At 71.8% G+C, this 24901-nt stretch carries 18 protein-coding genes and 1 pseudogene; 6 read left to right on the top strand and 13 right to left on the bottom strand.

What is annotated here, in order from left to right; all coding sequences use genetic code 11:
* Positions 1-98: 98 nt before the first annotated feature.
* From smc to ACFVDP_RS15235, 3 genes are all read right to left on the bottom strand, one after another.
* The gene (gene smc / locus ACFVDP_RS15245; protein WP_383489017.1) at positions 99-3674 is read right to left on the bottom strand and encodes a chromosome segregation protein SMC; all 3576 of its coding nucleotides are present in this window, start codon (positions 3672-3674) and stop codon (positions 99-101) included.
* 259 nt (positions 3675-3933) lie between these two features.
* Entirely contained in the window at positions 3934-4134 is a 201-nt protein-coding gene (locus ACFVDP_RS15240; protein ID WP_111668230.1) for a hypothetical protein, read from the bottom strand.
* A gap of 391 nt (positions 4135-4525) precedes the next feature.
* The gene (locus ACFVDP_RS15235; protein ID WP_383489013.1) at positions 4526-4807 is read right to left on the bottom strand and encodes an acylphosphatase; all 282 of its coding nucleotides are present in this window, start codon (positions 4805-4807) and stop codon (positions 4526-4528) included.
* A 136-nt stretch (positions 4808-4943) separates the two neighbouring features.
* Between ACFVDP_RS15235 and ACFVDP_RS15230 the strand changes: the two genes are divergently transcribed.
* The gene (locus tag ACFVDP_RS15230) at positions 4944-6122 is read left to right on the top strand and encodes a CAP domain-containing protein (protein WP_383489010.1); all 1179 of its coding nucleotides are present in this window, start codon (positions 4944-4946) and stop codon (positions 6120-6122) included.
* Positions 6123-6196: 74 nt separating this feature from the next.
* Positions 6197-6625 carry a winged helix-turn-helix transcriptional regulator gene (locus ACFVDP_RS15225; RefSeq protein WP_383489007.1) on the top strand — a complete coding sequence of 143 codons (429 nt, stop codon included), beginning with the start codon at positions 6197-6199 and terminating at the stop codon, positions 6623-6625.
* Here the strand turns inward: ACFVDP_RS15225 and mutM are convergent.
* From mutM to recG, 8 genes are all read right to left on the bottom strand, one after another.
* Positions 6598-7458 carry a bifunctional DNA-formamidopyrimidine glycosylase/DNA-(apurinic or apyrimidinic site) lyase gene (mutM, locus tag ACFVDP_RS15220; RefSeq protein WP_383489004.1) on the bottom strand — a complete coding sequence of 287 codons (861 nt, stop codon included), beginning with the start codon at positions 7456-7458 and terminating at the stop codon, positions 6598-6600. The genes ACFVDP_RS15225 and mutM overlap by 28 nt on opposite strands.
* Before the next feature lie 145 nt (positions 7459-7603).
* Positions 7604-8407 (bottom strand): ribonuclease III, encoded by an 804-nt coding sequence (rnc, locus tag ACFVDP_RS15215; protein ID WP_383489002.1) that lies wholly within the window; start codon positions 8405-8407, stop codon positions 7604-7606.
* 7 nt (positions 8408-8414) lie between these two features.
* Positions 8415-8588, bottom strand: coding sequence for a 50S ribosomal protein L32 (gene rpmF, locus ACFVDP_RS15210; RefSeq protein WP_030361955.1), 174 nt, complete (start codon positions 8586-8588; stop codon positions 8415-8417).
* A gap of 2 nt (positions 8589-8590) precedes the next feature.
* Positions 8591-9235 (bottom strand): YceD family protein, encoded by a 645-nt coding sequence (locus tag ACFVDP_RS15205; RefSeq protein ID WP_383489558.1) that lies wholly within the window; start codon positions 9233-9235, stop codon positions 8591-8593.
* Positions 9236-9415: 180 nt separating this feature from the next.
* On the bottom strand, positions 9416-10501 hold the full coding sequence (locus tag ACFVDP_RS15200) for an ATP synthase F0 subunit B (RefSeq protein ID WP_383489555.1): 1086 nt from the start codon (positions 10499-10501) through the stop codon (positions 9416-9418).
* 91 nt (positions 10502-10592) lie between these two features.
* Positions 10593-11072: a pantetheine-phosphate adenylyltransferase gene (coaD, locus tag ACFVDP_RS15195; RefSeq protein WP_383488999.1), complete on the bottom strand. Its 480-nt coding sequence runs from the start codon at positions 11070-11072 to the stop codon at positions 10593-10595.
* 26 nt (positions 11073-11098) lie between these two features.
* Entirely contained in the window at positions 11099-11695 is a 597-nt protein-coding gene (rsmD, locus tag ACFVDP_RS15190; RefSeq protein ID WP_383488996.1) for a 16S rRNA (guanine(966)-N(2))-methyltransferase RsmD, read from the bottom strand.
* A gap of 203 nt (positions 11696-11898) precedes the next feature.
* Positions 11899-14112, bottom strand: coding sequence for an ATP-dependent DNA helicase RecG (gene recG, locus ACFVDP_RS15185; RefSeq protein WP_383488993.1), 2214 nt, complete (start codon positions 14110-14112; stop codon positions 11899-11901).
* A 185-nt stretch (positions 14113-14297) separates the two neighbouring features.
* Between recG and ACFVDP_RS15180 the strand changes: the two genes are divergently transcribed.
* Together ACFVDP_RS15180 and ACFVDP_RS15175 are read left to right on the top strand one after the other, a co-directional pair.
* Positions 14298-16136, top strand: a complete 1839-nt coding sequence (locus ACFVDP_RS15180; protein WP_383488990.1) for an HSP90 family protein — start codon at positions 14298-14300, stop codon at positions 16134-16136.
* On the top strand, positions 16133-18859 hold the full coding sequence (locus ACFVDP_RS15175) for a tetratricopeptide repeat protein (RefSeq protein WP_383488987.1): 2727 nt from the start codon (positions 16133-16135) through the stop codon (positions 18857-18859). Before ACFVDP_RS15180 ends, ACFVDP_RS15175 begins: the two co-directional genes overlap by 4 nt.
* Before the next feature lie 22 nt (positions 18860-18881).
* Here ACFVDP_RS15175 and ACFVDP_RS15170 read toward each other — a convergent pair whose 3' ends face one another.
* Positions 18882-20573 carry a DAK2 domain-containing protein gene (locus ACFVDP_RS15170; protein ID WP_383488984.1) on the bottom strand — a complete coding sequence of 564 codons (1692 nt, stop codon included), beginning with the start codon at positions 20571-20573 and terminating at the stop codon, positions 18882-18884.
* A 266-nt stretch (positions 20574-20839) separates the two neighbouring features.
* Here ACFVDP_RS15170 and rpmB point away from each other — a divergent pair, with 266 nt between their 5' ends.
* Both rpmB and ACFVDP_RS15160 read left to right on the top strand, forming a co-directional pair.
* Entirely contained in the window at positions 20840-21025 is a 186-nt protein-coding gene (gene rpmB, locus ACFVDP_RS15165) for a 50S ribosomal protein L28 (protein WP_003957616.1), read from the top strand.
* Positions 21026-21199: 174 nt separating this feature from the next.
* Positions 21200-23110, top strand: a pseudogene (locus tag ACFVDP_RS15160) (BTAD domain-containing putative transcriptional regulator); the annotation flags it as partial.
* 49 nt (positions 23111-23159) lie between these two features.
* Here ACFVDP_RS15160 and ACFVDP_RS15155 read toward each other — a convergent pair.
* The gene (locus ACFVDP_RS15155; protein ID WP_383488981.1) at positions 23160-24848 is read right to left on the bottom strand and encodes an HEXXH motif domain-containing protein; all 1689 of its coding nucleotides are present in this window, start codon (positions 24846-24848) and stop codon (positions 23160-23162) included.
* Positions 24849-24901 lie beyond the last annotated feature (53 nt).

Below are 24901 nucleotides of genomic sequence, written 5' to 3'. Positions count from 1 at the left end.
CACAGTGTTCAAGTCTTGAAGACTGATGAGGGCCGGTGGAAGCCGGTCAGGACCTCAAAAGGTCGCCGGGAACGGCGGGCTCGCCGCCCCGCCCCGGCCTACCGCAGGCGCTGGCTGATCACCTTCGACACCCCGTCACCCTGCATGGAGACGCCGTACAACGCGTCGGCGACCTCCATCGTGCGCTTCTGGTGCGTGATCACGATGAGCTGCGAGGCCTCCTGCAGCTCCTGCATGATGCGGATCAGGCGCTGCAGATTGGTGTCGTCGAGAGCGGCCTCGACCTCGTCCATCACGTAGAACGGGCTGGGCCGCGCCTTGAAGATGGAGACCAGCATCGCCACGGCGGTCAGCGAGCGCTCACCACCCGAGAGCAGGCTCAGCCGCTTGACCTTCTTGCCCGGCGGGCGGGCCTCGACGTCCACGCCCGTGGTGAGCATGTTGTCGGGGTCGGTCAGGATCAGCCGCCCCTCGCCGCCCGGGAACAGCCGGCTGAAGACGCCCTCGAACTCCCGGGCCGTGTCCCGGAACGCCTCGGTGAAGACCTGCTCGACCCGCTCATCCACCTCCTTCACCACTTGAAGGAGGTCGGTACGGGTCTTCTTCAGGTCCTCCAGCTGCTCACTGAGGAACTTGTGGCGCTCTTCGAGTGCCGCGAACTCCTCCAGAGCAAGGGGATTGACCTTGCCCAGCTGCTGATAGGCGCGCTCTGCGGACTTGAGCCGTTTCTCCTGCTCCGAACGGACGAACGGCCGCGGCTTGTTGCGCGGATGCTCCGGATCCTCCGGCAACTCCTCGCCCTCGGCGGGGAGCGAGGGCGGCACGAGCCGGCCGGGACCGTAGTCCGCGACGAGTCCGGCCGGTTCGACACCCAGTTCCTCCAGCGCCTTGGTCTCCAGCTGCTCGATCCGCAGCCGCTTCTCCGCTCCCAGTACCTCGCCCCGGTGGACTGAATCAGTGAGTTTGTCGAGTTCCGCCTTGAGATCCCGGCCGCGGCCCCGCTCGGCGACCAGTTCCTGCTCGCGTGCGGCCTTGGCCCGCTCGGCGAGGGTGCGCTCCGCGTCGGCCCGCGCGATGGACACCTCGACGTGCGCGAGCAGCTGCCGGGCGCCGGACGCGACGGCCTCGGCGACGGCGGCCTCGTACTGGAGCCGGGCCCGCTGCCGCTCGGCACGCGCGCGTGCCTCGCGTTCGGCGCGGGCGGCCCGGTCGAGCGAGTCGGCGCGCCCCGCGAGCCCCTTGACCCGCTCCTCGTGCGTACGCACCTGAAGGCGGGCCTCCATCTCCGTCTGCCGGGCGTTGGCACCGTCGGCGGAGAGCCGGTCGCGCATGGACGTGTCCGGCTCCTCGTCCCCGTCGCCGTACGCGGACTGCTCCTCGGCCACGGCGAGCCGCTCGGCCAGCTCCTCCGCGTCCATGGCGGCCTTCTCCAGCGCGTCCTGCGCCTTGGCCGCCGCGGCGGCGCTGCGCTCGGCCTCGCCCGCGGCGCCCCGCGCCTGTCCGGCGAGCCTCCCGAGCTGCTGCGCCCGGCCGGAGCGCTCCCGCTCTATGGCGCGCTGCCGCTGCCCCAGCTCCTCGACGAGCGCGGCGCACTCCCGGCGCCGCTCCCCCGCCGCGTGCTGGACCTCGGCCAGCTCCTCGCACTGCGCGGCCAGCCGCTCCAGCTCGGCGGCGGCCTCGTCGACGGAGGCCTGGACCTCCAGAAGGCTGGGCGCCCCGGCGGACCCGCCCTGCGCGAAATGCGCCCCGAGCAGATCGCCCTCGGCGGTCACCGCGGTCAGCTCGGGCCGGGCGTAGACCAGGTCCTCGGCGTCCTCCAACGTCCCCACGACAACGATGCCGCGCAGCAACCGGCGCACCGCGGGCAGCAGCTCGGCCGGTCCCCGGACGAGTTCGGCGGCGTACGGCGGGCTGTCCGGCCCGTGATCCTGGCTGTCCTGCTGATCAGTGGAAGCGTCCCCGGCGAGCAGCAGGGCGGCCCGTCCCGCGTCCTGCTTGCGCAGCAGGCGAATCGCTTCGGCAGCGGCGGTCGGGGACGTCACGGCGATGGCGTCGGCCGCCGCCCCGAACGCCGCCGCCACGGGCACCTCGAATCCCGGTTCGACGGAGAGCAGTTCGGCAGCCGGTCCGAGCAGCCCGCTCAGCCGTTCCTTGGCGCCGAGCAGCGCCCCCGTACCGTCTTTCCTGCGCAGCCCCAGCGCGAGCGCCTCGTGCCGGGCGGCGACGGCGGCCCGCTTGCGCTCGGCGGAGGTGGCGGCCTCGCGGGCCGCGGACAGCGCGGACTCGGCCCCGGCGAGCCCGGTCTTCGCCTCCTCAAGACGCGCTCCCAGCTCCTCGTCGCCCGCGTCGAGCCCGTCGACCTCGGCCTTGAGCTGCTCGTACTCCTCCTGCGCCGTGACGGCCCGCTGCTCCGCCTCGTCCCGTGCGGCGGCGAGCCGGTCGATCTCGGCCTGGGCGGAGGCGGCCCGCGAGCGCGCCGCGTTGACCTGCCCCTGCAACCGGGCGAGGCCCTCCCGGCGATCGGCGATGGCCCGGGCGACGTCCCTGAGCCGGCGCTCCTCGACCGCCAGTTCACGCTCCAGGTCGGCGCGGTGGGACACCGTCTCGTCGAGCGCGGTCTGCGCCGCTTCCAGGGCGGCGGCCAGCTCGGCCTCCTGCTCGCGCACCCGGGCGGCCTCGCGCTCCAGGTCCTCGGGGTCACGGCCGCGCCGTTCCTCGGCGGGCGCGGACCGTGCGCTCTTCACGCGCGCGTCCGCCAGCGAGACGGTGCCGCGCACCCGCTCGGCCAGCTGCGACAGATCGACCCAGGTCTGCTGCGCCCGCTGGAGCCGCGGGGTCAGCTGCCGCACCTCGTCCTCCAGGTGCCCCTCGCGCAGCAGGGCTTTCTTCAGCTCGCCCTCCGCGGCCTCCTTGCGCCGCTTCAGCTCGGCCTCGTCGGCGACCTCGGCGCTGAGCGCCTCCCGCAGCCGTACGAGGTCGTCGGCGAGCAGCCGCAGCCGCGCGTCGCGCAGATCGGCCTGGATGACAGCGGCCCGCCGGGCGACGGCCGCCTGCCGGCCGAGCGGCTTGAGCTGTCGCCGCAGTTCGTCGGTGAGGTCCTGTACGCGGGAGAGGTTGGCCTGCATCGCGTCCAGCTTCCGCAGCGCCTTCTCCTTGCGCTTGCGGTGCTTGAGGACGCCGGCGGCCTCCTCGATGAAGGCGCGGCGGCCCATGGGGTCGGCGTGCAGCACGGAGTCGAGCTGGCCCTGCCCGACGATGACGTGCATCTCGCGGCCGATGCCGGAGTCGGACAGCAGATCCTGGATGTCGAGGAGGCGGCACGTGTCGCCGTTGATCTGGTACTCGCTGCCGCCGTTGCGGAACATGATCCGCGTGATGGTGACCTCGGCGTACTCGATGGGCAGCGCCCCGTCGGAGTTGTCGATGGTCAGCGACACCTCGGCGCGGCCGAGCGGCGGCCGGCCGGTGGTGCCGGCGAAGATGACGTCCTCCATCTTGCCGCCGCGCAGCGACTTGGCGCCCTGCTCGCCCATGACCCAGCTCAGGGCGTCCACGACATTGGACTTGCCCGAACCATTGGGGCCCACGACACAGGTGATGCCCGGCTCGAACCGCAGCGTGGTGGCCGAGGCGAACGATTTGAACCCGCGCAGGGTCAGAACCTTGAGGTGCACGCCGTCGGACTCTACCGGGCGCCCCTGTCTCACTCCATGAACCCACGGTTTCACCGATGAAGGTGCAGGGCACATCAGACGTTAAGAAAGCGCTTCGGTGCGCGGGGGTCGGAGACCGGAGCAGGCGGGAAGGAAAGAAAGAAGGGACGCCGAAGCGTCCCTTGCATATCTCGTGCTTATCCGATGCGTTGCTCTGCCAAGCGATGGTTCCGAGCAGCCGGACCGCGAGCGCCGATGCCTCTGCGCCCGTTGAATGCGGTCAGGTGAGCGCGGGCTCCGCCTGGGGTACGTCGACCTCGATGAGAGCGTCGTGAGAAGCGGCAGCCGCGAGCGCGTCGTTCTCGGCCTGGATCCGGCCGAGCTCGGATTCCAGATCCTGGACACGCTGCTGGAGCCGTCGCATCTCGGCGAGAAGTCGCGGGTCGCTGCCGCCGACGTAACCGAGAAGCGCCTTTGCCATGATGGATGGTCCTCCACACTGAGTGACCGACCGAAGCGATGGTGGGTCGTGAGGTTGAGAGGGAAAACGCACCCGCGGTGCTTGGCACTTCTTGTCTTGCTGGCCGTTCCCACATGCCAAACAGCTAAGGTGCGCGGGGATTCCAGAGTCTCACCAAAAAGTTTGACGGTCAACACGATCACGCCCCGTATTGGTGGGCATCCCGGGGGCTCTGCGCCTTCGATCGTGCGGCGCGGCCGGACCGTCGGGGCCCTGGGGGCGTGGAGATCATCCGTACCTCCGGAGCCTGCCACGACTCCCCCGTATTGGCAACCACCAGGGCGTTTCTGCCCGGAGCAGTTGCCCACGGCACCTCTGCGCCCCCACCGCGCGGGCCATCGGCGCCGCCGCTTCAGCGAATGGCGAATCCGTCGTAGCCGCCACGCGGTGTGTCCCAGATCTCGGTGACACCGTCGACGCGGCCGGGTGTGTCGTCGCCGTGCAGCCAGTCGAGCAGTTGCTGACACGCCTCGCGCGGCCCTTCGGCGACCACTTGCACACGGCCGTCGTCCAAATTGAGAGCAAAACCACTCAGGCCGCCGATCTCCAGGGCCCGCGCCCGCGTGAACCAGCGAAAACCCACACGTTGGACGCGTCCTCGCACCCACGCGACCAGGCGCACATCTTCATTCATGGCTGCACGCTAACCGGCCAATTGCTCACTGAGCACTTCGTCCCCTTGCGTTCTGGGGTACCGTCGCGGACCGGTGAGCCTCACCCGTACGGGTGAGTCACATCGACGACCGCGAGGATCGAGGAAGGCCACAATCATGGGACGCCACCGACGCTCCGACGCCGGCCGCGCCGCCACGGGCCGCGCCGCGGGCACTCCGGAGGAGCAGCACTCCGAGGGCTGGTACACCGAACAATACGGCGAGCCGTACGGCGTTGATCACGCTGGGGCGCACGAGGAGCAGACCTTCTCGTACCCCTCACATTCCGCGCACTCCGCGTACGCCTCCGCCCCCTCCTACGCACCGGCGCCCGCTCCGGTGGCGCCGACGTCTTCGTACGCCCCCACGTCGCCCTACGCGCCGCAGGACGAGACCGTGACGGCCGTGTACGGCTCCGTGTCCGCGGCCGGGGGATCCGACGACCCGCCGCGCGGGCACGCACACCGTCGCCGCAAGAAGCGCGACGGTGTCCCGCTGCGCACCGGGCTCCTCGGCGCCTCCGCGTGCGTGGCCATGGGCGCGGTCGCGGTGGCCTCGGGGCTGATCCCGGGCGGCGACACCTTCAAGCTCGGCGGCGACCACGGCGGCAACAAGGTGCAGGCCGCGGACTCCCCCAGCGTCGAGGCGCAGGGCGGAACCGACGGCACGGTCGAGGACCGCGCCTCGCAGTCCGCCGCGAGCCGCGACGACCAGCGCTCGGCCTCCCCGTCCGCCTCGCCCTCGAAGTCGACCGAGTCGGCCGAGCCGTCCGCGAAGCCGTCCAAGACGCCGGCCGAGTCCAAGACCTCGGCTCCCGACAGCGGCACGAAGACGAAGAGCGCGAGCCCGGCGACGACCGCCCCGGTGAAGAAGACCTCGGCGCCCGCCGCCGGCGGCTCGGCCACGACCACCTCCGACGAGGCGGCGGCCGCGGCCCAGGTGCTCACGCTCGTCAACCAGGAGCGCGCCAAGGTCGGCTGCTCCCCGGTGACCGCCGACAGCGACCTCGCCTCGCTGGCGAGCGCCTTCAGCGAGGACATGGCCGCGCGGAACTTCTTCGACCACACGGACCCGGACGGCGCGACGCCGTGGGACCGCGCCAAGAAGGTCGGCATCACCAACCTCGGCGGCGAGAACATCGCCCGCGGCCAGGCCAACGCCCAGTCCGTCATGGACGCCTGGATGAACAGCGAGGGCCACAAGGCGAACATCCTCAACTGCGACTTCAAGACCCTCGGCGTCGGAGTGCACTTCGGCTCCGGCGGCCCGTGGTGGACGCAGGACTTCGGGTACTAGCACCCAGGAGCTCGACACTTACTCCCAGTTAGCGCACCCCTTGGGCGAGCGCTAACCGGGAGTATTCTGCATCTATGACCTCGACCGACACCGCCAGCGCCACCGCCGCCGACAGCACCACGGACGGCGTCACGGACAGCGCCTACGACGTGTTCGCCAGGGCCTGCCCGTCGCGCGGCACGCTGGAGCACGTGACGGGCCGCTGGGGCGCGCTCACGCTCGGGGCGCTGCACGACGGCTCGTTCCGCTTCAACGAGCTGCGCCGACGGGTCGACGGCGTGAGCGAGAAGATGCTGTCCCAGACCTTGCAGGCACTGGAGCGCGACGGCCTGGTGCACCGCGAGGCCCAGCCGACGAACCCGCCGCGCGTCGACTACGAACTCACCCCGCTGGGCCACGAGGTGGCCGGCCGGCTGCTGGCCCTCATCCAGTTCGTGGAGGGCCGCATGGACGACGTACTGGTGGCGCGTGAGCGCTACGACGCGACGCGCGGCGGCCGCTGACAGCGCGGGCAGAAGTAGCTGGACCGGTTCATCCACGGGCGGCGCAGCATCGGTGTGGCACACCGTCGGCAGGGCAGTCCTTCCCTCCCGTAGGCGTCGAGGGACCGGTCGAAGTACCCCGATTCCCCGTTCACATTGACGTAGAGGGAGTCGAAGCTGGTCCCGCCGACGGAGAGCGCCGCGTTCATCACGTCCCTGATGTGGCCGAGGAGTTCGGCCGTGCGCGGGCGCGTGAACGTGGCGGTGGGGCGCTCGTAGTGCAGCTTCGCGCGCCAGAGCGCCTCGTCCGCGTAGATGTTGCCGACACCGCTGATGAGCGACTGGTCGAGCAGGGCGCGCTTGATGGTGGTGCGCTTGCGGCGCAGGGCGTCGTGGAACGCGGCGTCGTCGAAGAGCGGGTCGAGCGGATCGCGGGCGATGTGCGCGATGACGTCGGGCAGCCCGTCGGGGATGGTGTCGTGCAACGACAGTCCGCCGAAGGTGCGTTGGTCGACGAAGCGCAGTTCGGTGCCGAGGTCGTCGTCGAACCGGACGCGGATGCGCAAGTGCTTCTCGTCGGGGGTGTCGTGCGGCTGCACGAGCAGCTGGCCGCTCATGCCGAGGTGCGCGAGGACGGCCGTGTGCGTGGTGTCGAGAGGGATCCAGAGATACTTGCCGCGGCGGCTCGGCTCGCCGACCCGCTGCCCCTTGAGGCGGTGCGCGAAGTCGTCCCCGCCCGCGATGTGCCGCCGCACGGCACGCGGATGCAGCACCTCGACCTCGTCGACGGTCCGCCGCGCCACCCACCGCGCGAGCCCTCGCCGCACGACTTCGACCTCGGGAAGTTCCGGCACAAATCCTCCATGGCGTACTGCGCCCCGAAGGGGCGCGGGGAACTGCGCGACCAGCCCCCACCGGCCCGCAGACGACAACGATAGAAAAAGCGCCCGCCCCCACCGGCGGAAACCGGCGAGAACGGGCGCTTCAGAAAACGAAGACCTACACCCCGGGGGCGCTGTCGGCGCCCTCGGACGACGCGGCGGCCTCGGCCCGCTCATCCGCGGCGGCGCGAATGGCGCGCCACGCGGACTCCGCGGCCTGCTGCTCCGCTTCCTTCTTGCTGCGGCCGGTGCCGGTGCCGTACGAGACGCCTCCGACGCGGGCGGCAGCAGTGAAGGTCTTCTCGTGATCAGGACCGGTCTCGGAGACCAGGTACTCGGGAACACCGAGCCCCTCGGTCGCCGTGAGTTCCTGGAGACTGGTCTTCCAGTCCAGGCCGGCACCCAGATTCGAGGACTTCTCGATCAGCGGGTCGAAGAGCCGGTGCACCAGCTCACCCGCTGCGTCCAGACCTTGATCCAGATAGACGGCGCCGATCACCGCTTCAAGGGTGTCGGCGAGGATGGACGCCTTGTCCCGGCCGCCTGTGCCTTCTTCACCCCGGCCGAGCCGGATGAAGGAGCCCAGGTCGAGCCCGCGACTGACCTCCGCAAGCGCACGCGAATTGACCACCGCGGCCCGCAGCTTGGCCAGCTGGCCCTCGGGCAGGTCGGGGTGGGTTCGGTAAAGGGTGTCCGTGACGACGAGACCGAGCACCGAGTCCCCGAGGAACTCGAGCCGCTCATTGGTCGGCAGGCCACCGTTCTCGTACGCGTACGAGCGATGCGTCAGCGCACGCACCAGAAGGGCGGACTCGAGTTTGTACCCGAGCCGCCCTTCCAGAAGCGTGTGGGACGAGGCTGTGGTGTCCGCCTTTTTCTTGGCGTCATCCGCCGATTTATGGCTAGCCACTGTGCCTCTCACCAGCCGCTCAGACCTCGAGGACCTGGCGCTTGTTATAGGTGCCACAAGCGGGGCACGCGATGTGCTGCAGCTTGGGCTCCTGGCAACGCTCACACGAAACCAGGGTGGGGACCGCAGCCTTCCACTGCGACCGGCGGTGGCGCGTGTTGCTGCGCGACATCTTCCGCTTCGGAACAGCCACGGCTACTTCTCCTGCTTCTCGTCGACGCCCGCTTGTGCTTCGGCGCCGCTCATCTCGTCCTTCTCGCCGTCCTGGATGGTGCCAGCGAGTCCCTGCAGTGCCGCCCAACGGATGTCGACGGCGTCGTGGTGGTGGCCCGGCTCGTCCGAAAGCCGTACTCCGCACTCGGAGCACAGACCCTCGCAGTCTTCCTGGCACACCGGCTGCATCGGCAGTGCGAGCACCACCGCATCACGCAGCACAGGCTCGAGGTCGAACAGGCCGTCCTCGAGAAAGAGCCTGTCCTCGTCGTCCTCGGCGTCGTCGCCCGGTTCCGCCTTTACGCGGCCCCGGTCGTCGGCGTCAGGGTACGAGAACATCTCCTGGAAGTCCGCGTCGACCTCGAGGTCGAGCGGCTCCAGACACCTTACGCACTCCCCCTTGGCCGATGCACGGGCGGTGCCTGTGACAAGCGCACCTTCCATGACCGACTCCAGGCGGAGATCAAGCTCCACCGGGGCGCCTTCCGGCACCTCGATGACTCCCTGGATACCGAAGTCCTTGGGAGCGTCGATCGTGCGGGACAGCCGCTGCATGGCACCAGGACGCCGACCCAGCTCGTGTGTGTCGAACACGAGAGGGTTGCGGTGGTCGAGGTGGGTATTCAGGGCTGGTCCTGCTTTCGTTCTACGAGGCTTGTGAAGAGCTCCGGGGACTGGCTGCCCCGGTACTCCGGGGAACCATTCCGGGCAGCTCGGAACGCACGTGTACGCGCGACCGAACAGCCAGGATACTGGACCATTCGCTCACGGCCCAATCCGGTCCCGGCCACCTTGGCACGACCGGGTTCAGCGGCCCTGGTCGTACTGCCGCTCGTACTCCCGCACCTGATCCATGCTGATCATGCTGGTGTCGAAGAGACTGGTCTCGTCGAGGGCGGCGGCCTGGGGCTGCTGGGCGTCCTGCTGGTAGCCGTACTGGTACTGGTCCTGCTGGACCTGAGCCGCGTACGGATCCTGCTGCTGGTATCCGTACGGATCCTGCTGCTGGTACACGGCATAGGGGTCCTGCTGCCCGTAGGCCTGGGGCTGCTGCTGGTACCCGTACTGGTCCTGCTGCTGTACGTCCTGCGCGTACGCGGGCTGCTGGGCCGGGATCTGCGGGGCCATCGGCGCCTGCTGCTCCTGCGCGACGGGCTGGGCGACCTGGCCGCCGATCTCCGCGAGGCCCGCGAGGTAGTCGGCGTCGCTGGTGTGCGCCTGCGCGCCGCCCTCGCCGTCCGTGTGCAGCGCGCCCAGGTCGTCGCTGGCGAGCCGGCCGTGCAGCTTCTGGCGGCCCTTGCCGACGGCCTCCAGGGTCTTGGCGAGCACCGCCTCGAAGGCGCCGAGCTTGACGTCCACATAGGCGTCGGCATCACGGCGCAGGGTCTCGGGGTCGTGGCTGCGCTCGGGAGCGTCCTCGTCCTCGTAGCCCTGCTCGTCGATACCGGGGCCCGTGCCGAGCAGCTTCTCACGGCCGCGGCCGACCGAACCGAGGGTCTTGGTGAGGACGACCTCGAAGTTGGCCAGCTTGGAGTCGACGTAGTCGTCGGCCTCCGCGCGCACCTCCTCGGCCTCCTGCCGGGCCTCGGTGAGGATCCGGTCCGCCTCGTTCTGCGAGCGGCGGGCGATCTCGGTGTCCGAGATCAGGGTGCCGCGCTCGGCGTGCGCGGTCTCGATGATCCGCTCGGCCTCGGAGCGGGCCTGCTCGACCATCTGCTCGCGGCCGCCGATGAGCTCCTGGGCCTGCGCCAGGGAGCCGGGCAGCGCCTGGCGCACTTCTTCGAGCATCGAGAGAAGGTCGGCGCGGTTGACCACGCACGAGGCCGACATGGGCATGGACCGGGCGTTGCCGACCGCGGCGACGATCTCGTCGAGCTTCTGTTGCACGTCCACCGTGTGCTCGCCACTCTCTCGTCTGCTCACAGGAATGTGAGGGGTGTTGGAGACGGACGGGACGACTGTATGCCCAACTGGTGTGTGCGTGTCACTTCTTGGGGAGGCGCTCGGTCAGCGACGCGTGCACCACCGGCGGGACCAGGTGCGACACGTCGCCGCCCCAGGCCGCGACCTCCTTGACGAGCGAGGAGGACAGGAAGCTGTAGGTGGGGTTGGTGGGGACGAAGAGCGTCTCCACACCCGACAGGCCGTTGTTCATCTGGGCCATCTGCAGCTCGTAGTCGAAGTCGCTGACGGCGCGCAGGCCCTTCACGATGGCCGGGATGTCGCGCTGCTTGCAGAAGTCGACGAGGAGGCCGTGGAAGGCCTCGACCTCCACGTTGCCGAACTCGGCGGTGACCTCGCGGATCAGCTCGATGCGCTCGTCGACGGTGAAAAGGCCCTGCTTGGACTTGTTGATCATCACCGCGACATGCACCACGTCGTACAGCTTCGAGGCGCGGGCGATGATGTCGAGGTGGCCGTTGGTGATGGGGTCGAACGACCCGGGACAGACTGCGCGGCGCACGGGAAGTCCCTCGCTCTCCGGTCCGGTCATCGTGCGTCGTCGCACGTGAGGGTGGTGTTCAAGGCGGCGCGACCGTACCAAAACGTGCCCTCGCCATATCGACGGGACCTCAGTCCATCGAACCCGTCCGGCCACCGGAATTCGCCGCCTCTTGTACTGCGTTCAACGGTGACGAGCGCTTCGTCCGCGAGCCAGCCCTGGGCCCGGAGTGTGAGCAGGATCTCCCGAAGATCGTCGTCCGAGACGGCGTACGGGGGGTCGAGAAAGACCAGGTCGTAGGGTGTGGCCGGCGGCGGACCCGCGACGACTTGTTCCGCTTTTCCGGTACGTGCCTCTGCCCCCGGCAGGCCGAGAGCCTTGATGTTCTCGCGGATGGTGCGGGCGGCCCGGGCGTCGGCCTCGACGAGCAGCGCGTGCGCGGCGCCGCGGGAGACGGCCTCCAGGCCGACGGCCCCCGACCCCGCGTAGAGGTCGGCGATGCGGGTGCCGTCGAGGGTGCCGAGCAGGGCCTGCCAGGTGGAGAAGAGGCCCTCGCGCGCCCGGTCGGAGGTGGGGCGGGTGCCGTTCCCCGGCGGCACGGCCAGGCGGCGTCCGCCGGCGCGCCCGGCAATCACGCGGGTCATCTCGGTTCCCGGTCCTTATTGATCGTCGTGCTGGTCACAGTGGGTCCAGTGTGTCAGGGCATGGCGGGCCCCCGCTTCCCGGCCGCCCCCCGCCTTGGGCAATCTGCCGCCAGGGGCGGCAGGGTGGGCAAGGCGGCACCCCGGCGCGGGGCGAGCGCCCCATCAGGCCCCAGCCCCGACACCGCCGCACTCTGGGCTCGGCGTCACCCCTTGTCCAGGTACTGCTCCCGCTCGGCATCCAGCAGCGCGTCCAGCGCCGTCCGCAGCCCCGGCAACCCCTCCAGCTCCGGATCGGCGGCGACGACCCTGGTCGCCTCCTCCCGCGCCTCGGCGATGATCTCCTCGTCCTCGATGACGGTGAGCATCCGCAACGACGACCGCACGCCGGACTGGGCCTGCCCGAGCACATCGCCCTCGCGCCGCTGCTCCAGGTCGATCCGGGACAGCTCGAACCCGTCCAGCGTCGAGGCGACGGCGCCCAGCCGGGCCCGCGCGGGACTCGCCTCGGGCATCTCCGTGACCAGAAGGCACAGCCCCGCCGCCGAGCCGCGCCCGACCCGGCCGCGCAGCTGATGGAGTTGAGAGACACCGAACCGGTCGGCGTCCATGATCACCATCGCTGTGGCGTTCGGCACGTTCACCCCGACCTCGATGACCGTCGTGGCGACCAGCACATCGGTCTCCCCGGCGGCGAACCGCCGCATCACCGCGTCCTTGTCGTCGGGGTGCATCCGCCCGTGCAGCACCTCGACCTTGAGGCCCTGGAGCGGCCCGCGCGCCAGCTCCTCGGCGACGTCGAGCACCGCGAGCGGCGGCCGCTTCTCCGCCTCGTCCTCGGCGGACTTCTTCTTGCCCTTCTTGGGCTTGTCGTCCTCGTCGTCGCCGATGCGGGGGCAGACGACGTACGCCTGATGGCCGTTGCCCACCTCCTCTCGCACGCGCTCCCACGCGCGGGCCAGGAAGTGCGGCTTGTCGGCGGCGGGCACGACATGGCTGGCGATCGGCGAGCGCCCGGCGGGCAGCTGGTCGAGGACCGAGGTCTCCAGGTCGCCGAAGACCGTCATGGCGACCGTGCGCGGGATCGGGGTCGCCGTCATGACGAGCAGGTGCGGGGGCTGCTTGCCCTTGGAGCGCAGGGCGTCGCGCTGCTCCACGCCGAACCGGTGCTGCTCGTCCACCACGACCAGGCCCAGGTCGAGGAACTGCACCTTGTCCTCGATCAGCGCGTGCGTGCCGATGACGAGCCCGGCCTCACCGGTGACCAGGTCGAGCAGTGCCTGCTTGCGTGCGGCGGTGCCCATGGAGCCGGTGAGCAGCACCACCTTGGTGGAGTGCTCGGCGCCGCCGAGCATGCCGCCCTGGGCCAGCTCGCCCATCATCTCGGTGATCGAGCGGTGGTGCTGCTGGGCGAGGACTTCCGTGGGCGCGAGCATGGCGGCCTGGCCGCCCGCGTCGACGACCGTGAGCATGGCGCGCAGGGCGACCATCGTCTTGCCGGAGCCGACTTCGCCCTGGAGCAGCCGGTGCATCGGATGCTCGGTGGCCAGGTCGTCGAAGATCTCCTTGGAGACCTTCTGCTGGCCGTCGGTGAGCGTGAACGGCAGCTTGGCGTCGAAGGCGGTCAGCAGTCCGTCCGGCTTCGGCTCGCGGGCGACGGCGGTCAGCTGGGTGTCCGCGAACCGGCGTCTGGCGAGGGCGACCTGGAGGACGAACGCCTCGTCCCACTTGAGGCGGGCGCGGGCGTCGGCGATGTCCGCCTTCGTGTGCGGCCGGTGGATCTTGAGCAGCGCCTCGGGGAGCGGCACCAGGCCGCGGCCCTCGCGCAGCGACTCCGGGAGCGGGTCGACCGCCTCCGGTGCGCTGGGCAGCACCAGGTCGACGGCCTTGGCGATCTTCCAGGACTCCAGCTTGGCGGTGGCCGGGTAGATCGGAAGGAGGGCGCCGGCCCAGGAACCGACGGCCTCGGCCGCTTCGGCGGCGTCTTCAGCGGTTTCGGCGCCCAGCAACTGGTACGCGGGATGCGCCAGTTGCATCTTGCGGTTGAACACCGAGACCTTGCCGGCGAACATCGCGCGCGTGCCCGGCAGCAGTTCCTTGTGCGGCTTGTGGATGCCCTTGCCGAAGAAGACGAGCTGGATCTGGCCGCTGCCGTCGGTGATGGTGACTTCGAGGCGCTGCCCGCTGCCGCCGTTGAACCTCAGGACGCGGGCGGTCGCGACCTGGGCGACGACCGTGACGTGCTCGTCCAGCGGCAGCTCCGCGAGACGCGTCAGCTCACCGCGCTCGGCGTATCTGCGCGGGTAGTGGTGGAGCAGATCACCGACGGTGTGCAGGTCCAGGTGCTCGGCCATCACCTTCGCGGTGGCGGGGCCGAGCACTTTCTTCAGCGGTTCTTCGAGCACAGGCACGAGATCCATTGCACACCACGCCACTGACAATCCTCGGCAGGTCCCCGGAATCAGCGTCCCGGAATCCCTGAAAACCGCTGGTCGGAAGCGGCTTTCCGGCCCTAGGATGACCGCCTTCCGCCTCTTTTCGCGGTCACCTCACGCAGGGCCGCCCGACCCGCGCCGTCGCCTGTCCCCCCACCGGCGCAGCGACGATGGATTCCCAGACTTCTCACGATGCCCAGCGCGCCCAGGCGCCGCACACCTTCCAGGTCGACCTGCGCGGTCTCGTCGATCTGCTCTCCCACCACCTGTACTCCAGTCCGAAGGTCTACCTGCGCGAGCTGCTGCAGAACGCCGTGGACGCCATCACCGCCCGCCGCGCCGAGCAGCCCGACTCCCCTGCCACCGTTCGGCTGTTCGCCGAGGGCGGCTCGCTGCGGGTCGAGGACTCCGGCATCGGCCTGACCGAGTCCGATGTGCACAGCCTGCTCGCGACGATCGGCCGCAGCTCCAAGCGCGGCGACGGCCTGGAGTCGGCCCGTGCCGATTTCCTCGGCCAGTTCGGCATCGGGCTGCTCGCGTGCTTCGTGGTCGCCGAGCGGATCCGCGTGGTCAGCCGCAGCGCCCGCACCCCGGACGCGCCGCCCGTCGAGTGGACGGCCCGCGACGACGGCTCGTACACGGTCCGTACGCTCCCGGACGCGGCCCGCACCGAGCCGGGTACGACCGTGCATCTGGAAGCTCGCGCGGGCGCCGCCGACTGGCTGTCCGAGGAGCGGGTGCTGTCGCTCGCGCGGGACTTCGGTTCGCTGCTGCCGTACGACGTGCGGGTGGGCGGGACGCCGGTGACCGATCTGCCGGCCGTCTGGAACCGCGCGTATCCGACGCCGGCCGGCCGCCGGGTGGCGCTGGCCCGGCACTGCCACGACCTGTTCGGCTTCACACCGCTGGACTCGATCGAACTGGATGTGCCGCTCGCGGGCATCCGGGGCGTCGCGCACGTACTTCCGCAGACGGTCAGCCCGGCGCAGCGAGCGGGCCACCGGGTGCACCTGAAGGGCATGCTGCTGACGGACCGGGCCGAGCAGCTCCTGCCCGACTGGGCCTTCTTCGTGCGCTGTGTGATCGACACGGACAGCCTGCGACCCACCGCCTCGCGCGAGTCCCTGTACGAGGACGAGACCCTGGCCGCCGTCCGGGAGGCCCTGGGCGAGCGCATCCGGGAGTGGCTGACCGCGCTCGCCGCGGGCGATCCGGAGCGCCTCGCCGCCTTCTTGTCGGTGCACCACCTAGGGGTGAAGTCCCTTGCGCGGCACGACAAGGAGATGCTGCGCACGATGCTTCCTTGGCTGCCGTTCGAGACGACGGACGGGCGGGTCTCCCTGGAGGAGTTCGCGCAGCGCCACCCCGTCGTGCACTTCACCCGGACCGTGGAGGAGTTCCGGCAGGTCGCGCCGATCGCGTCGGCGCAGGGCATCGGGGTCGTCAACGGCGGCTACACGTACGACGCCGATCTGGTCGCGGCCCTGCCCTCGGTCCGCCCGGGCACTCCCGTGGCGGAGCTGGACGCGGACACCGTGACCGCGCACCTGGACTCGGTCGACCCGGCCGAGGAGCTGGCCCTGTCGGCGTTCCTCGCGGCGGCCCGCACCCGGCTCGACCCGCTGGGCTGCGACGTCGTCCTGCGGGCCTTCCATCCGCTGACGGTGCCCGCGCTGCATCTGGACGACCGGGCGGCCCGCCACGAGCAGGCGCGCGCGGAGGCCGAGGCGCAGGCCGACGATCTGTGGGCGGGCATCCTGGGCTCGCTGCGCGGCAGCGCTCCACGCGCGCGTCTCGTTCTCAACCACCTCAACCCGCTGATCCGCAGGGTGAGTTCCCTGGCCGACGCGGATCTGATCGGAACGGCCGCCGAGGCCCTCTACGGGCAGGCCCTGCTGATGGCTCAGCGCCCGCTGCGCCCCGCCGACTCGGCGCTCCTCAACCGCTCGTTCATCGGCCTCCTGGAGTGGGCCACACACCCCGGCACCGGAAAGGACGACACCCGATGAACGGGACCGACGAGATCACCGACCTGGACGCCCTGCGGCGCGCGATGGCGGAGAACGCCGCACAGCCCGAGGGCCCGGCCCGCGGCGCCCGCGCGGAGCAACTGCTCGCCGGGGCGGAGAAGCTGGCCGAACCCCTCGCGGTCATCGAGGCGCTCGGCCACCAGCTGCAGATGTACAACTACAGCTCCGAGAAGGACAAGATGTTCGTCCCCTTCGCGCGTCTGCTGCGCATGTGGGACGAGCACCCCGAGGAGTTCGACGCCTACGAGACGCACTCGCTGCACTGGGTCTTCAAGTGGATGTCGGGCGGCATGCTCAACCAGCCGCACATCCCGCTCGCCTCCATGGAGAAGTGGCTCGGCGAGATGGAGCACCGCTACCGGCTGGCGGGGCACTCCGAGCGGGCCGTGCGCATGAGCGAGTTCTACGTCGCCGACCACATAGGCGACGAGGAGCGGGCCACGCGCGCGTACGAGGCATGGCTGGCCGCCGACCGCGACGACATGGCGGACTGCCACGCCTGTGAGCTGAACGGCCAGGGCGTCCGTCAGGCGGACCTGCGGGACGACGAGCGGGCCCTGGAGCTGTGGCGGCCCGTCCTGGAGGGCGAGCACACGTGCGCCCACGAGCCGCACGCCGCGCTCGCGGCCTCGCTGCTGCCCCTGCTGCGTCTCGGCCGTCCGGAGGAGGCCCGCGCGAACCATCTGCGCGGCTACCGCCTGGTCCGGCAGATGGAGTCCATGCGGGGCGCGTTCGCCTCGCACGTGGAGTTCTGCGCCCTGACCGGCAACGAGGCCCGTGCCATCGAACTGCTCGCCGAGCGGCCCGCGTACTTCACCGACACCGGAAACCCGGACGGCCTGATGGACTTCCTGTCCGTGACGGCTCTGGTGATGGACCGGCTGGTCGAACTGCGCCTGGGCGAGCAGAGCGTTCCGGGACCCTCGGGGCGGACCTGGACGGCGGCCGATCTCTCCGTCCACGCGCGTGTGGAGGCGCTGTCCCTCGCGTCCCGGTTCGACGGGCGCAACGGCACCGACCGGGTGAGCCGGCGAGTGCGTGAGCGCATGGATCAGCGGCCGCTGCTCGACCGTCTCCCGCTGGGCGTACGCGTCGTACGACCGGCATCCGCGCGACCCGTGCCCGTGGTGGCCGCGCCTGCCGAGCAGCCCGCCGACGCGTCGACGCTGGTCGCCGAGGCCCGGCGGCTCTCCGCCGAGGAGGGCGGCCCGGAAGCGGGCCTCGCCTGGGAGCGGGCCTCGCGCGCCGCGGAGGCGGAGGGGCTGGAGCTCACCGTCCACGACCGGGCCGAGATGGCCGACTACAGCGCGATGGGCTCGGACGACGACGGCATCGAACTGTTCGCCCGCGCGGCCGAGTTGTACGAGGCCGGCGGCGATCCGGAGGAGGCCCGGGCGGCCCGCGCGCGCGGCGCGTACGCACTGTCGCGCGCGGGCCGGACGGACGAGGCGCTGGCCGCAATCCGGGAACCGTACGAACAGGTGCTCGAGGTCCTTCCCGGTCTGGACGCCGCGACGGCCCGCCCGGCGGCGGCCGTCCTGGTGTGCCGTGCGCGCATCCTGCTCCAGGCGCACTCCGGGGACGCGGAGATCGACGAGGCGGAGGCGTGCGTACGTCAGCTGCTCGCGCTCGTCGAACCGTTCACGGACGTGCCGCGGCTCGCCTCTCAGGCCGCCTCGGCACGGTCGATGCTCGGGGACATCGCGCTGCACCGGGGTGACACGGCAGCCGCGGCGGCGCTGTACGCGCAGGCAGCAGCCGACCACGTCGCGGCCGGACGGCCCTGGCTGGCCGTCGACTGCGAGGTGCGCCTCGCGGGGCTCGCCCGTGACCGGGAGGACGCCCAGGGCGCCGAGCGGGCGCTGCGGGCCGCTCTGGAGCACGGGACCGGATATCTGGAGCCGATGGGAGCGGCCCAGCTCCACCTCCAGCTGGCCGACGTCCTCGCCGCGAGCGGGCAGTCCGCAGCCGCGTCCGACCACGCCCTGGAGGCCACGCACTGGGCCGACGAAGCCGGTGAGAGCGCGGGGCTCGGCGCCTGGGCACGCTTCCAGTTGGGTGGTCATCTACTGCGTGCGGAGCGCATGGCCGAGGCCGCGGAGGTCCTGGAGTCGGCGCTGCTCGACCTGTCCGCCGACGACCACGGCGACGGAACGATCGTGCAGGCCCGCTGGTGGCTCGGCGACTGTGCCCGCGCGCTCGGCGAACACCTGCAGTCCGCGCAGGCGTGGCTTAAGGCGGCGGAGATCGCCCAGCACTGGCCCGAGCAGCGCGACCACGCGATGCTCGCGAACCTGGCGGCGGACGCCCTGGACCGGGCGGGCCGCCCGGAGGAGGCGGACCGGGCCTACGCACGCGCGGGTGAGCTGTGGGCCTCCCTCGGACAGGTGCCCGCCGTGGTGCGGTGCCTACGCGCGCGTGCCTGGCTGGACTCCGCGTCCGAGGACGACGAGCGGGAGCTGATGGGCGCGGCGATCCGCACGTGCGAGGAGGCGCTTCCGTCCGACGACGCGGTCCGGCCCGCGCTGCTGTCCGACCTGGGTCATACGCACCGCCAGTTCGCGGAGCTCCTGGAGCGGCGCGGCGCGGCCGTGGACACCGCGGCGCACCTGGAGTCCGCCGCCGCGGCGTTCGGCGAGGCCGGCGACGAGAAGCGCCGTGCCGAGGCGGAGGAGGCTCTGGCCGCGCTGCGGGCGCGCTGAGCGACCGCCGCCGCCCAGGGGCCTACTCGACCCCGATCAGCAACAGCGCCGACTGCCGCCCACCCCGGTAGACCACGGTGTCGACGGCCAGATGAGCCTCGCGGACGTGCCGCTCCAGGGCGTTCGCGACCTCATCGGGCACGTCGTCGCCCAGGACGAGCGTGACGAGTTCGCCGCCTGCGGCGAGCATCCGGTCGAGCACCGTGCGGGCGGTCGTCGGGACTTCGTGGCCGATGACCGCCACGTCTCCGTCGATGAGACCGAGCACGTCCCCGGCCTGGCAGATGCCGGCCATGGTCCAGGACTGCCGCTCGGCGACGGCCAGTTCGGCATAGCGGGTGGCGCCCGCGGCCGAGGTCATGGCGACGACGTCCTCGTCGAAGCGCCGGTCGGGCTCGTGCACGGCCAGCGCGGCGATGCCCTGGACCGCGGACCGGGTGGGGATCAGCGCGACCCGTACGCCTTCGGAGCGGGCCTGCTCGGCGGCCGCCGCGGCGGTGTGGCGCAGCTCGGCGTCGTTGGGCAGCAGCACCACCTCGCGGGCGTGCGCGCGCCGGATCGCGTCGACCAGCTCACCGCTGGCGGGCGGCTCGCCGGGCCGGTCGGGCACGGTGGTCGCGCCGGCCTCCGCGTACAGCCCCGCGAGCCGCTCCCCCGGTACGACGGCGACCACAGCGCGCTGCGCCCGCTCGCGAGGCGGCGCGGAGGCACGGTCGGCGTGTACGTCACCGAGGCCGAAGTGTGTGATGCGGATGCGGTACGGCCGCCCGGCCTCGACGCCCGCTTCCACGGCCGCGCCCGCGTCGTCGACGTGCACATGCACGTTCCACAGCCCCTCCCCGCCGACGACGACCAGGGAGTCGCCCAAGGCGTCGAGCCGGGTCCGCAGCCGGGCCACGGCCCGATCGTCGGCTTCCAGGAGGAAGATGACCTCGAAGGCGGGCCCGGCGGCACCGTGGTCGTCGGGGCACTCGAGGTCGGCACCGGCGGAAACGGCATCCACGCGCGCGTGCCCGTCCGTCGGCCGCTGGCGCCACACAGGTACGGCGTTGCCGGAGACGGCTTGGCTCAGCGCCCCCAGCACGGCGACGAGTCCCCTCCCGCCGGCGTCCACGACTCCGGCGCTGCCGAGGGCCGCGAGCTGCCCCGGTGTCGCGTCGAGTGCCGCGCACGCGCCGTCGTAGGCGGCCCGCGCCACGGCCCCGCAATCGCCGTCCGTGCCGGTCGCGGCGTCCGCGGCCGCCGTCGCGACCGTGAGGACCGTGCCTTCCACGGGGTGGGCGACGGCCTCGCGCGCGGACTCGGCGGCCCGTCGCAGGGCCACCCGCAGCGCCTCCCCGTCGGCCGGACCTCCGTGATCCCCGTCACCGGGGTGTCCGTCGGCGAGCACCTGGGACATGCCGCGCAGCAGCTGGGCGAGGATGGTCCCCGAGTTGCCGCGGGCGCCGATGAGAGCGCCGTGCGCCATGGCGCGCATCACGTCGGGCAGCGCGGGAGTGGCGGGTTCGAGTCCGGTGAAGACCGCTTCGACCGCCTGATGGGCGGACTCGACGGTCAGATACAGGTTGGTCCCCGTGTCCCCGTCCGCGACGGGGTACACATTGATCGCGTCGATCTCCGCGCGCTCTCTGCCGAGCGCCTCCAGGGCGAGTGAGCACCAGGCGCGTACCGCGGCTACGTCGAGTACGTGTCGCACCTGCGGCACCTGCGGCACCTACGCCTCCTTCGAGCGGCGGGACTGGCACGCAGAGTAGACCCCGGCGCGGAGCCGCCCGGGAAGAGGGCCTGGTCCGAGGCCCGGGGACGGCGGCCCGGGCAACCATGGTAGTTTCGTTGTATCGGAGCAGCCGTTGTATGCTGCTCCGGTTGCCCGATATCCATCGGGCCATCCCCCTGGCACCGCCACTCAGATCCTTTTCGATCTCGATCCCGGCATGCCGGGATTAACCGTAAGTGCATCTGAAGTCTTTGGAGTGACCCGTGGCTGCCAACTGCGACGTCTGCGGCAAGGGGCCGGGCTTCGGCAATAACATTTCGCACTCGCACCGCCGTACGTCTCGCCGCTGGAACCCGAACATCCAGCGTGTGCGTGCAGTGGTCGGGCGGACGCCGAAGCGGCTCAACGTCTGCACCTCGTGCATCAAGGCCGGCAAGGTCTCGCGCTGACGTTACGCGTAGCGCGGCCACCTAGCTGGTTGCTTGAAGAAGCCGGTCCCCTCGGGGACCGGCTTCTTCGTTTTCCGGACGCCGTCCGGGGCCCGCCCCCTGCGGGTCCGTCGGTCCCGTCCAAGATCCGCAGTACCGGCCACGACTGTCAGTGGCGACTGCCAGACTCTGCGCATGCGGTTCGGCATCCTCGGCCCTCTGGACGTGAGGGCCCCTGACGGCAGCCCCCTGGACCCCGGCGGGCCACGGCCGCGCGCCCTGCTGACCCTGCTGCTCCTGGACGCGGGCCGCACCGTCTCGGCGGAGCGGCTGATCGACGGCCTGTACGGCGAGGATCCCCCGGCGGGGGCGGCGAACGCCCTGCAGTCGCAGATCTCCCGGCTGCGCAAGCGCCTCGACCTGGACATCGGGTCGGGGCCGGCCGGGTACCGCCTCGCGGTGGCCCCGGACGCCGTGGACCTGCATCGCTTCGAGCGCCTCGCAGGCGAGGGCAGGCAGGCGCTGACCACCGGGGATCCCGCGCGCGCCGCGGCGCTGCTGCGCGAGGGCCTCGGCCTGTGGCGGGGTCCGGCCCCGGCCGATCTGCCGCGCCTGGACGAGCTGCGGCTCGGCGCGACGCAGGACCGGATCGAGGCGGACCTCGCGCTGGGCGGTGGCGCCGACCTGGTCGCCGAGGTGCGGGAACTGCTCGCCCTGCATCCCCTCAGCGAGCGCCTGTACGGGCTGCTGATGCGGACGCTGCACACGGCGGGCCGTTCCGCAGAGGCACTACAGGTCTACGAGGAGGCGCGGCGCACCCTCGCCGACGAGCTGGGGGCCGACCCGTCCGCGGATCTCGCGGCGCTCCACCTGGAGCTGTTGCAGGGGCAGGAGCCTGTACGCGTGCGCGGGGTGCCCGCGCAGCTGACGCGGTTCGTGGGGCGGACGGACGAGCTGTCCAGGATCGACGAGCTGCTCGCCGGGGCGCGCCTGGTGACGGTGACGGGCCCCGGTGGCGCGGGCAAGACCCGTCTCGCCTGTGAGGCGGCCCGCTCCCGCACGGATGTCTGTTACGTGGAACTCGCACCGCTTACGGAAGGCACCCGGATCCCGTACGCGATCCTCACCGCACTCGGGGTGCGCGAAGGGCTGCGCGGGCGGCAGGGCACGGATGCCATGGACCGCCTCACGGCCGCCCTGGAGGACCGGGAGCTGCTGCTGGTGCTCGACAACTGTGAGCATGTGATCGCGGACGCGGCCAGGGTGACGGGCCTCCTTCTGGGAGCCTGCCCGGGGCTGCGCGTCCTGGCGACGAGCCGGGAGGGGCTCGGCCTCACCGGTGAGGCCCTGTGTCCGGTGCCGCCGCTGGCCTCGGGCCCGGCGGCCCAGCTGTTCCGGGACCGGGCCGCGGCGGTACGGCCCGACTTCGCGGCGCACGGCCACGCACGCGTGGCCGTGATCGACGACATCTGCGCCGCCTTGGACGGGTTGCCTCTCGCGATCGAGCTGGCCGCGGCCCGATTGCGCACGCTCACGGTGGACGAACTCGCGGAGCGGCTGGGCGACCGGTTCCGTGTCCTGTCCCGGGGTGACCGCACCAAGGCGCCGCGGCACCGCACGCTGCGGGCCGTCGTGGAGTGGAGCTGGGAACTGCTCGACAGGGAGGAGCGGGACCTGGCGTGCCGGCTGACCGTGTTCGCCGGCAGTGGTCTGTCCGGGGGCGCGACGCTGGACGCGGTGGAAGAGGTGTGCGGCATCCCGTACCCGGAGGATCTCCTCGCTTCCCTTGCCGAGAAGTCGTTCCTGGAGGCGGCCGACGGTCGCTATCGGATGCTGGAGACGATCCGTGCCTTCTGTGCCGAGCAGCTTCAGGACGGCGTGCTCGGTGAGCTGCGGGACGCGCACGCCGCGTACTTCCTGCACCTCGCGGAGGAGGCCGAGCCGCAGCTGCGCGGGCACGGTCAGCTTCCCTGGCTGGCCAGGCTCTCCGCCGAGCAGGGCAATCTGGACGCGGCCCTGCGCCACCTCGTGGGGGCGGCTCCCCATGACGGGTTGCGTCTCATGGCGGCCCTGTCGTGGTTCTGGCGGCTGCACGGCCTGGCGGGGGGGGGGGGGGGGGGTCGGGGTGCGGTGTTCCCCGACCCCACCGCGATCGTCAGCGTGTCCCGGTCAGCAGGCGCACGGCCTCACCGGCGTCGCCGCCCACCGCGTCCAGCGCGGCGGCGAACCGCTCGGGGCGGGCCAGCAGCCGTCGTGTCCGGGGTTCCGCCTCGGCCTGTGCGAGCAGCAGTCCGGACAGGGCGTGCGCGTCGCCCGGAGTGTCGTGCAGCCGGGCCGCGTACAGGTCGCGGGCGCGGGCCGGGTCACCCGTGGTCAGGCAGGCGTCGGCGTCGGGCCCCGGGCGCGGCGACAGGTACAGCGCGGTCCGGGTGTCCTCCCAGTGTGCGGCGGATCCGCTCGGCGCGAGCTCCGGCTCGAACGCGGACGGCGGTGTGCCGCCGTCCTGCCGGGCCCGGGCCAGCGCCGCGCGTTCGGCCGGTCCGCAGCGCAGGTTGCGCAGCCGCCACTCGACCCGGTGGCTGACGGCCGCGGCGCGGGCGCGGGCGGCCACCTCGGGGTCGACCGGCTCGCGCAGCCATCGGTCGAGCGTCGCCGCGAGTCCGTCGAGCAGCCGGCGGCCGGTCGGCGTGAGGTCGGCGCACGTCGCGAGGGTGCGCACCACCAGGCGGGTCTGCAGGCGACGCAGCGCGAAGTGGAAGGGGGCGGCGCCCTCGGGGTCGGCCTCGCGGTCCCCCATCCGGGCCCGCCAGAAGCCGGCGACGCCGGTGAACGCGTAGGCGCCGTGCAGCAGTCCGGGCAGATGGCGGGGGTCGGCGCGCCAAGGCGCGTAGAAGCGCTCGCTGCGGTCGTCGGCGAGGAGCGGGAAGAGGTGGAGGAGCGCGCCCAGTTTGCTGTGCTGGAACTCGTGGACGAGGGTTTCGGCGAGGTCGAGGGCGCCGTCCGGGCGGGAGGCGATCATCGAGCCGAAGGCGTCACCGGTGGAGGCGCTGAGCCGGATCGCGGAGCGTTCTTCGGTGATCCAGGGGACGATACGGGTGATGTCGCCGGGACGGATCGCGCCGACGGCGTCGGGGTCGTGGGTGCGGGCGAGCAGGGCGTGGGCCTCGTCGAGCGTCTTCTCCCAGTAGGCGAATTCGTCGGCCGGCAGCCGGGCCGGCTCCACGGGCTGGTCCAGGTCGCGGTACGGGTCGAGGTCGTCGAGGGTCGCGCCGCTGGGACTCAGCGAGCGCAGCGGCAGCCAGCCGGGGAGGTCGGTGTCCTGGTCGAGAGGCCGCACCGAGACCGTCCCGGCGGTCAGCAGCCCCGCCCGCACGGTCACCCGTACGGTCGCGAAGTCGACTTCCGGGTTGGCCAGTTGGAGGAGTCCGAGGGTCGGCAGGGTCAGTGCCCCGGCCCGTACGGGCGCGGTCAGGTCGGCGTCGGTGCCGGCGACGATGCTCGCGGTGGCGGCGAGGCAGCCCAGGTGTCCGGCGTCGGCCCACAGCGGCGGGCCGGACGCGACGCTGTGCAGGCGGCGCAGCATGTGCGCGATCCAGGCACCGCACTGCGGGCTCATGAGCAGGCCGTCCACCGCAGCCGGGGCGCGCCGGGCGGCCGTCTCCAGCACCCCCCACACCTGCTCGACGTCGCCCGCCGGGCCGAGGATCCGGGGCATGTCGTCGAGACGGTCGAGCAGTTCACGCAGCAGGAGCAGCCGACGGGTGCGCTCGCCCTTCAGCAGGAACGCGACGGCCTCCTCGGAGCCGCCACCCGCGGCCAGTTCGTCGAAGAGGCGCCCCGGCATGCGCAGGGCCGACGGAACCGGGGAGGAGGGTATGCCGGACGATGACGACGCAG

The sequence above is a fragment of the Streptomyces sp. NPDC057694 genome (genome assembly GCF_042799415.1).
In the GTDB taxonomy this organism is placed as follows: domain Bacteria; phylum Actinomycetota; class Actinomycetes; order Streptomycetales; family Streptomycetaceae; genus Streptomyces.
This window is presented reverse-complemented; position numbering and strand designations above follow the sequence as displayed.

What these genes read in the sequence shown, in the direction of transcription:
- ACFVDP_RS15230 (WP_383489010.1), top strand. Translation starts at nt 4,944, where the DNA reads ATGGGACGCCACCGACGCTCCGACGCCGGCCGCGCCGCCACGGGCCGC.
- recG (WP_383488993.1), bottom strand. Translation starts at nt 14,112, where the DNA reads ATGGATCTCGTGCCTGTGCTCGAAGAACCGCTGAAGAAAGTGCTCGGC.
- rsmD (WP_383488996.1), bottom strand. Translation starts at nt 11,695, where the DNA reads ATGACCCGCGTGATTGCCGGGCGCGCCGGCGGACGCCGCCTGGCCGTG.
- ACFVDP_RS15235 (WP_383489013.1), bottom strand. Translation starts at nt 4,807, where the DNA reads ATGAATGAAGATGTGCGCCTGGTCGCGTGGGTGCGAGGACGCGTCCAA.
- ACFVDP_RS15225 (WP_383489007.1), top strand. Translation starts at nt 6,197, where the DNA reads ATGACCTCGACCGACACCGCCAGCGCCACCGCCGCCGACAGCACCACG.
- ACFVDP_RS15180 (WP_383488990.1), top strand. Translation starts at nt 14,298, where the DNA reads ATGGATTCCCAGACTTCTCACGATGCCCAGCGCGCCCAGGCGCCGCAC.
- ACFVDP_RS15240 (WP_111668230.1), bottom strand. Translation starts at nt 4,134, where the DNA reads ATGGCAAAGGCGCTTCTCGGTTACGTCGGCGGCAGCGACCCGCGACTT.
- ACFVDP_RS15155 (WP_383488981.1), bottom strand. Translation starts at nt 24,848, where the DNA reads ATGCCGGGGCGCCTCTTCGACGAACTGGCCGCGGGTGGCGGCTCCGAG.
- ACFVDP_RS15175 (WP_383488987.1), top strand. Translation starts at nt 16,133, where the DNA reads ATGAACGGGACCGACGAGATCACCGACCTGGACGCCCTGCGGCGCGCG.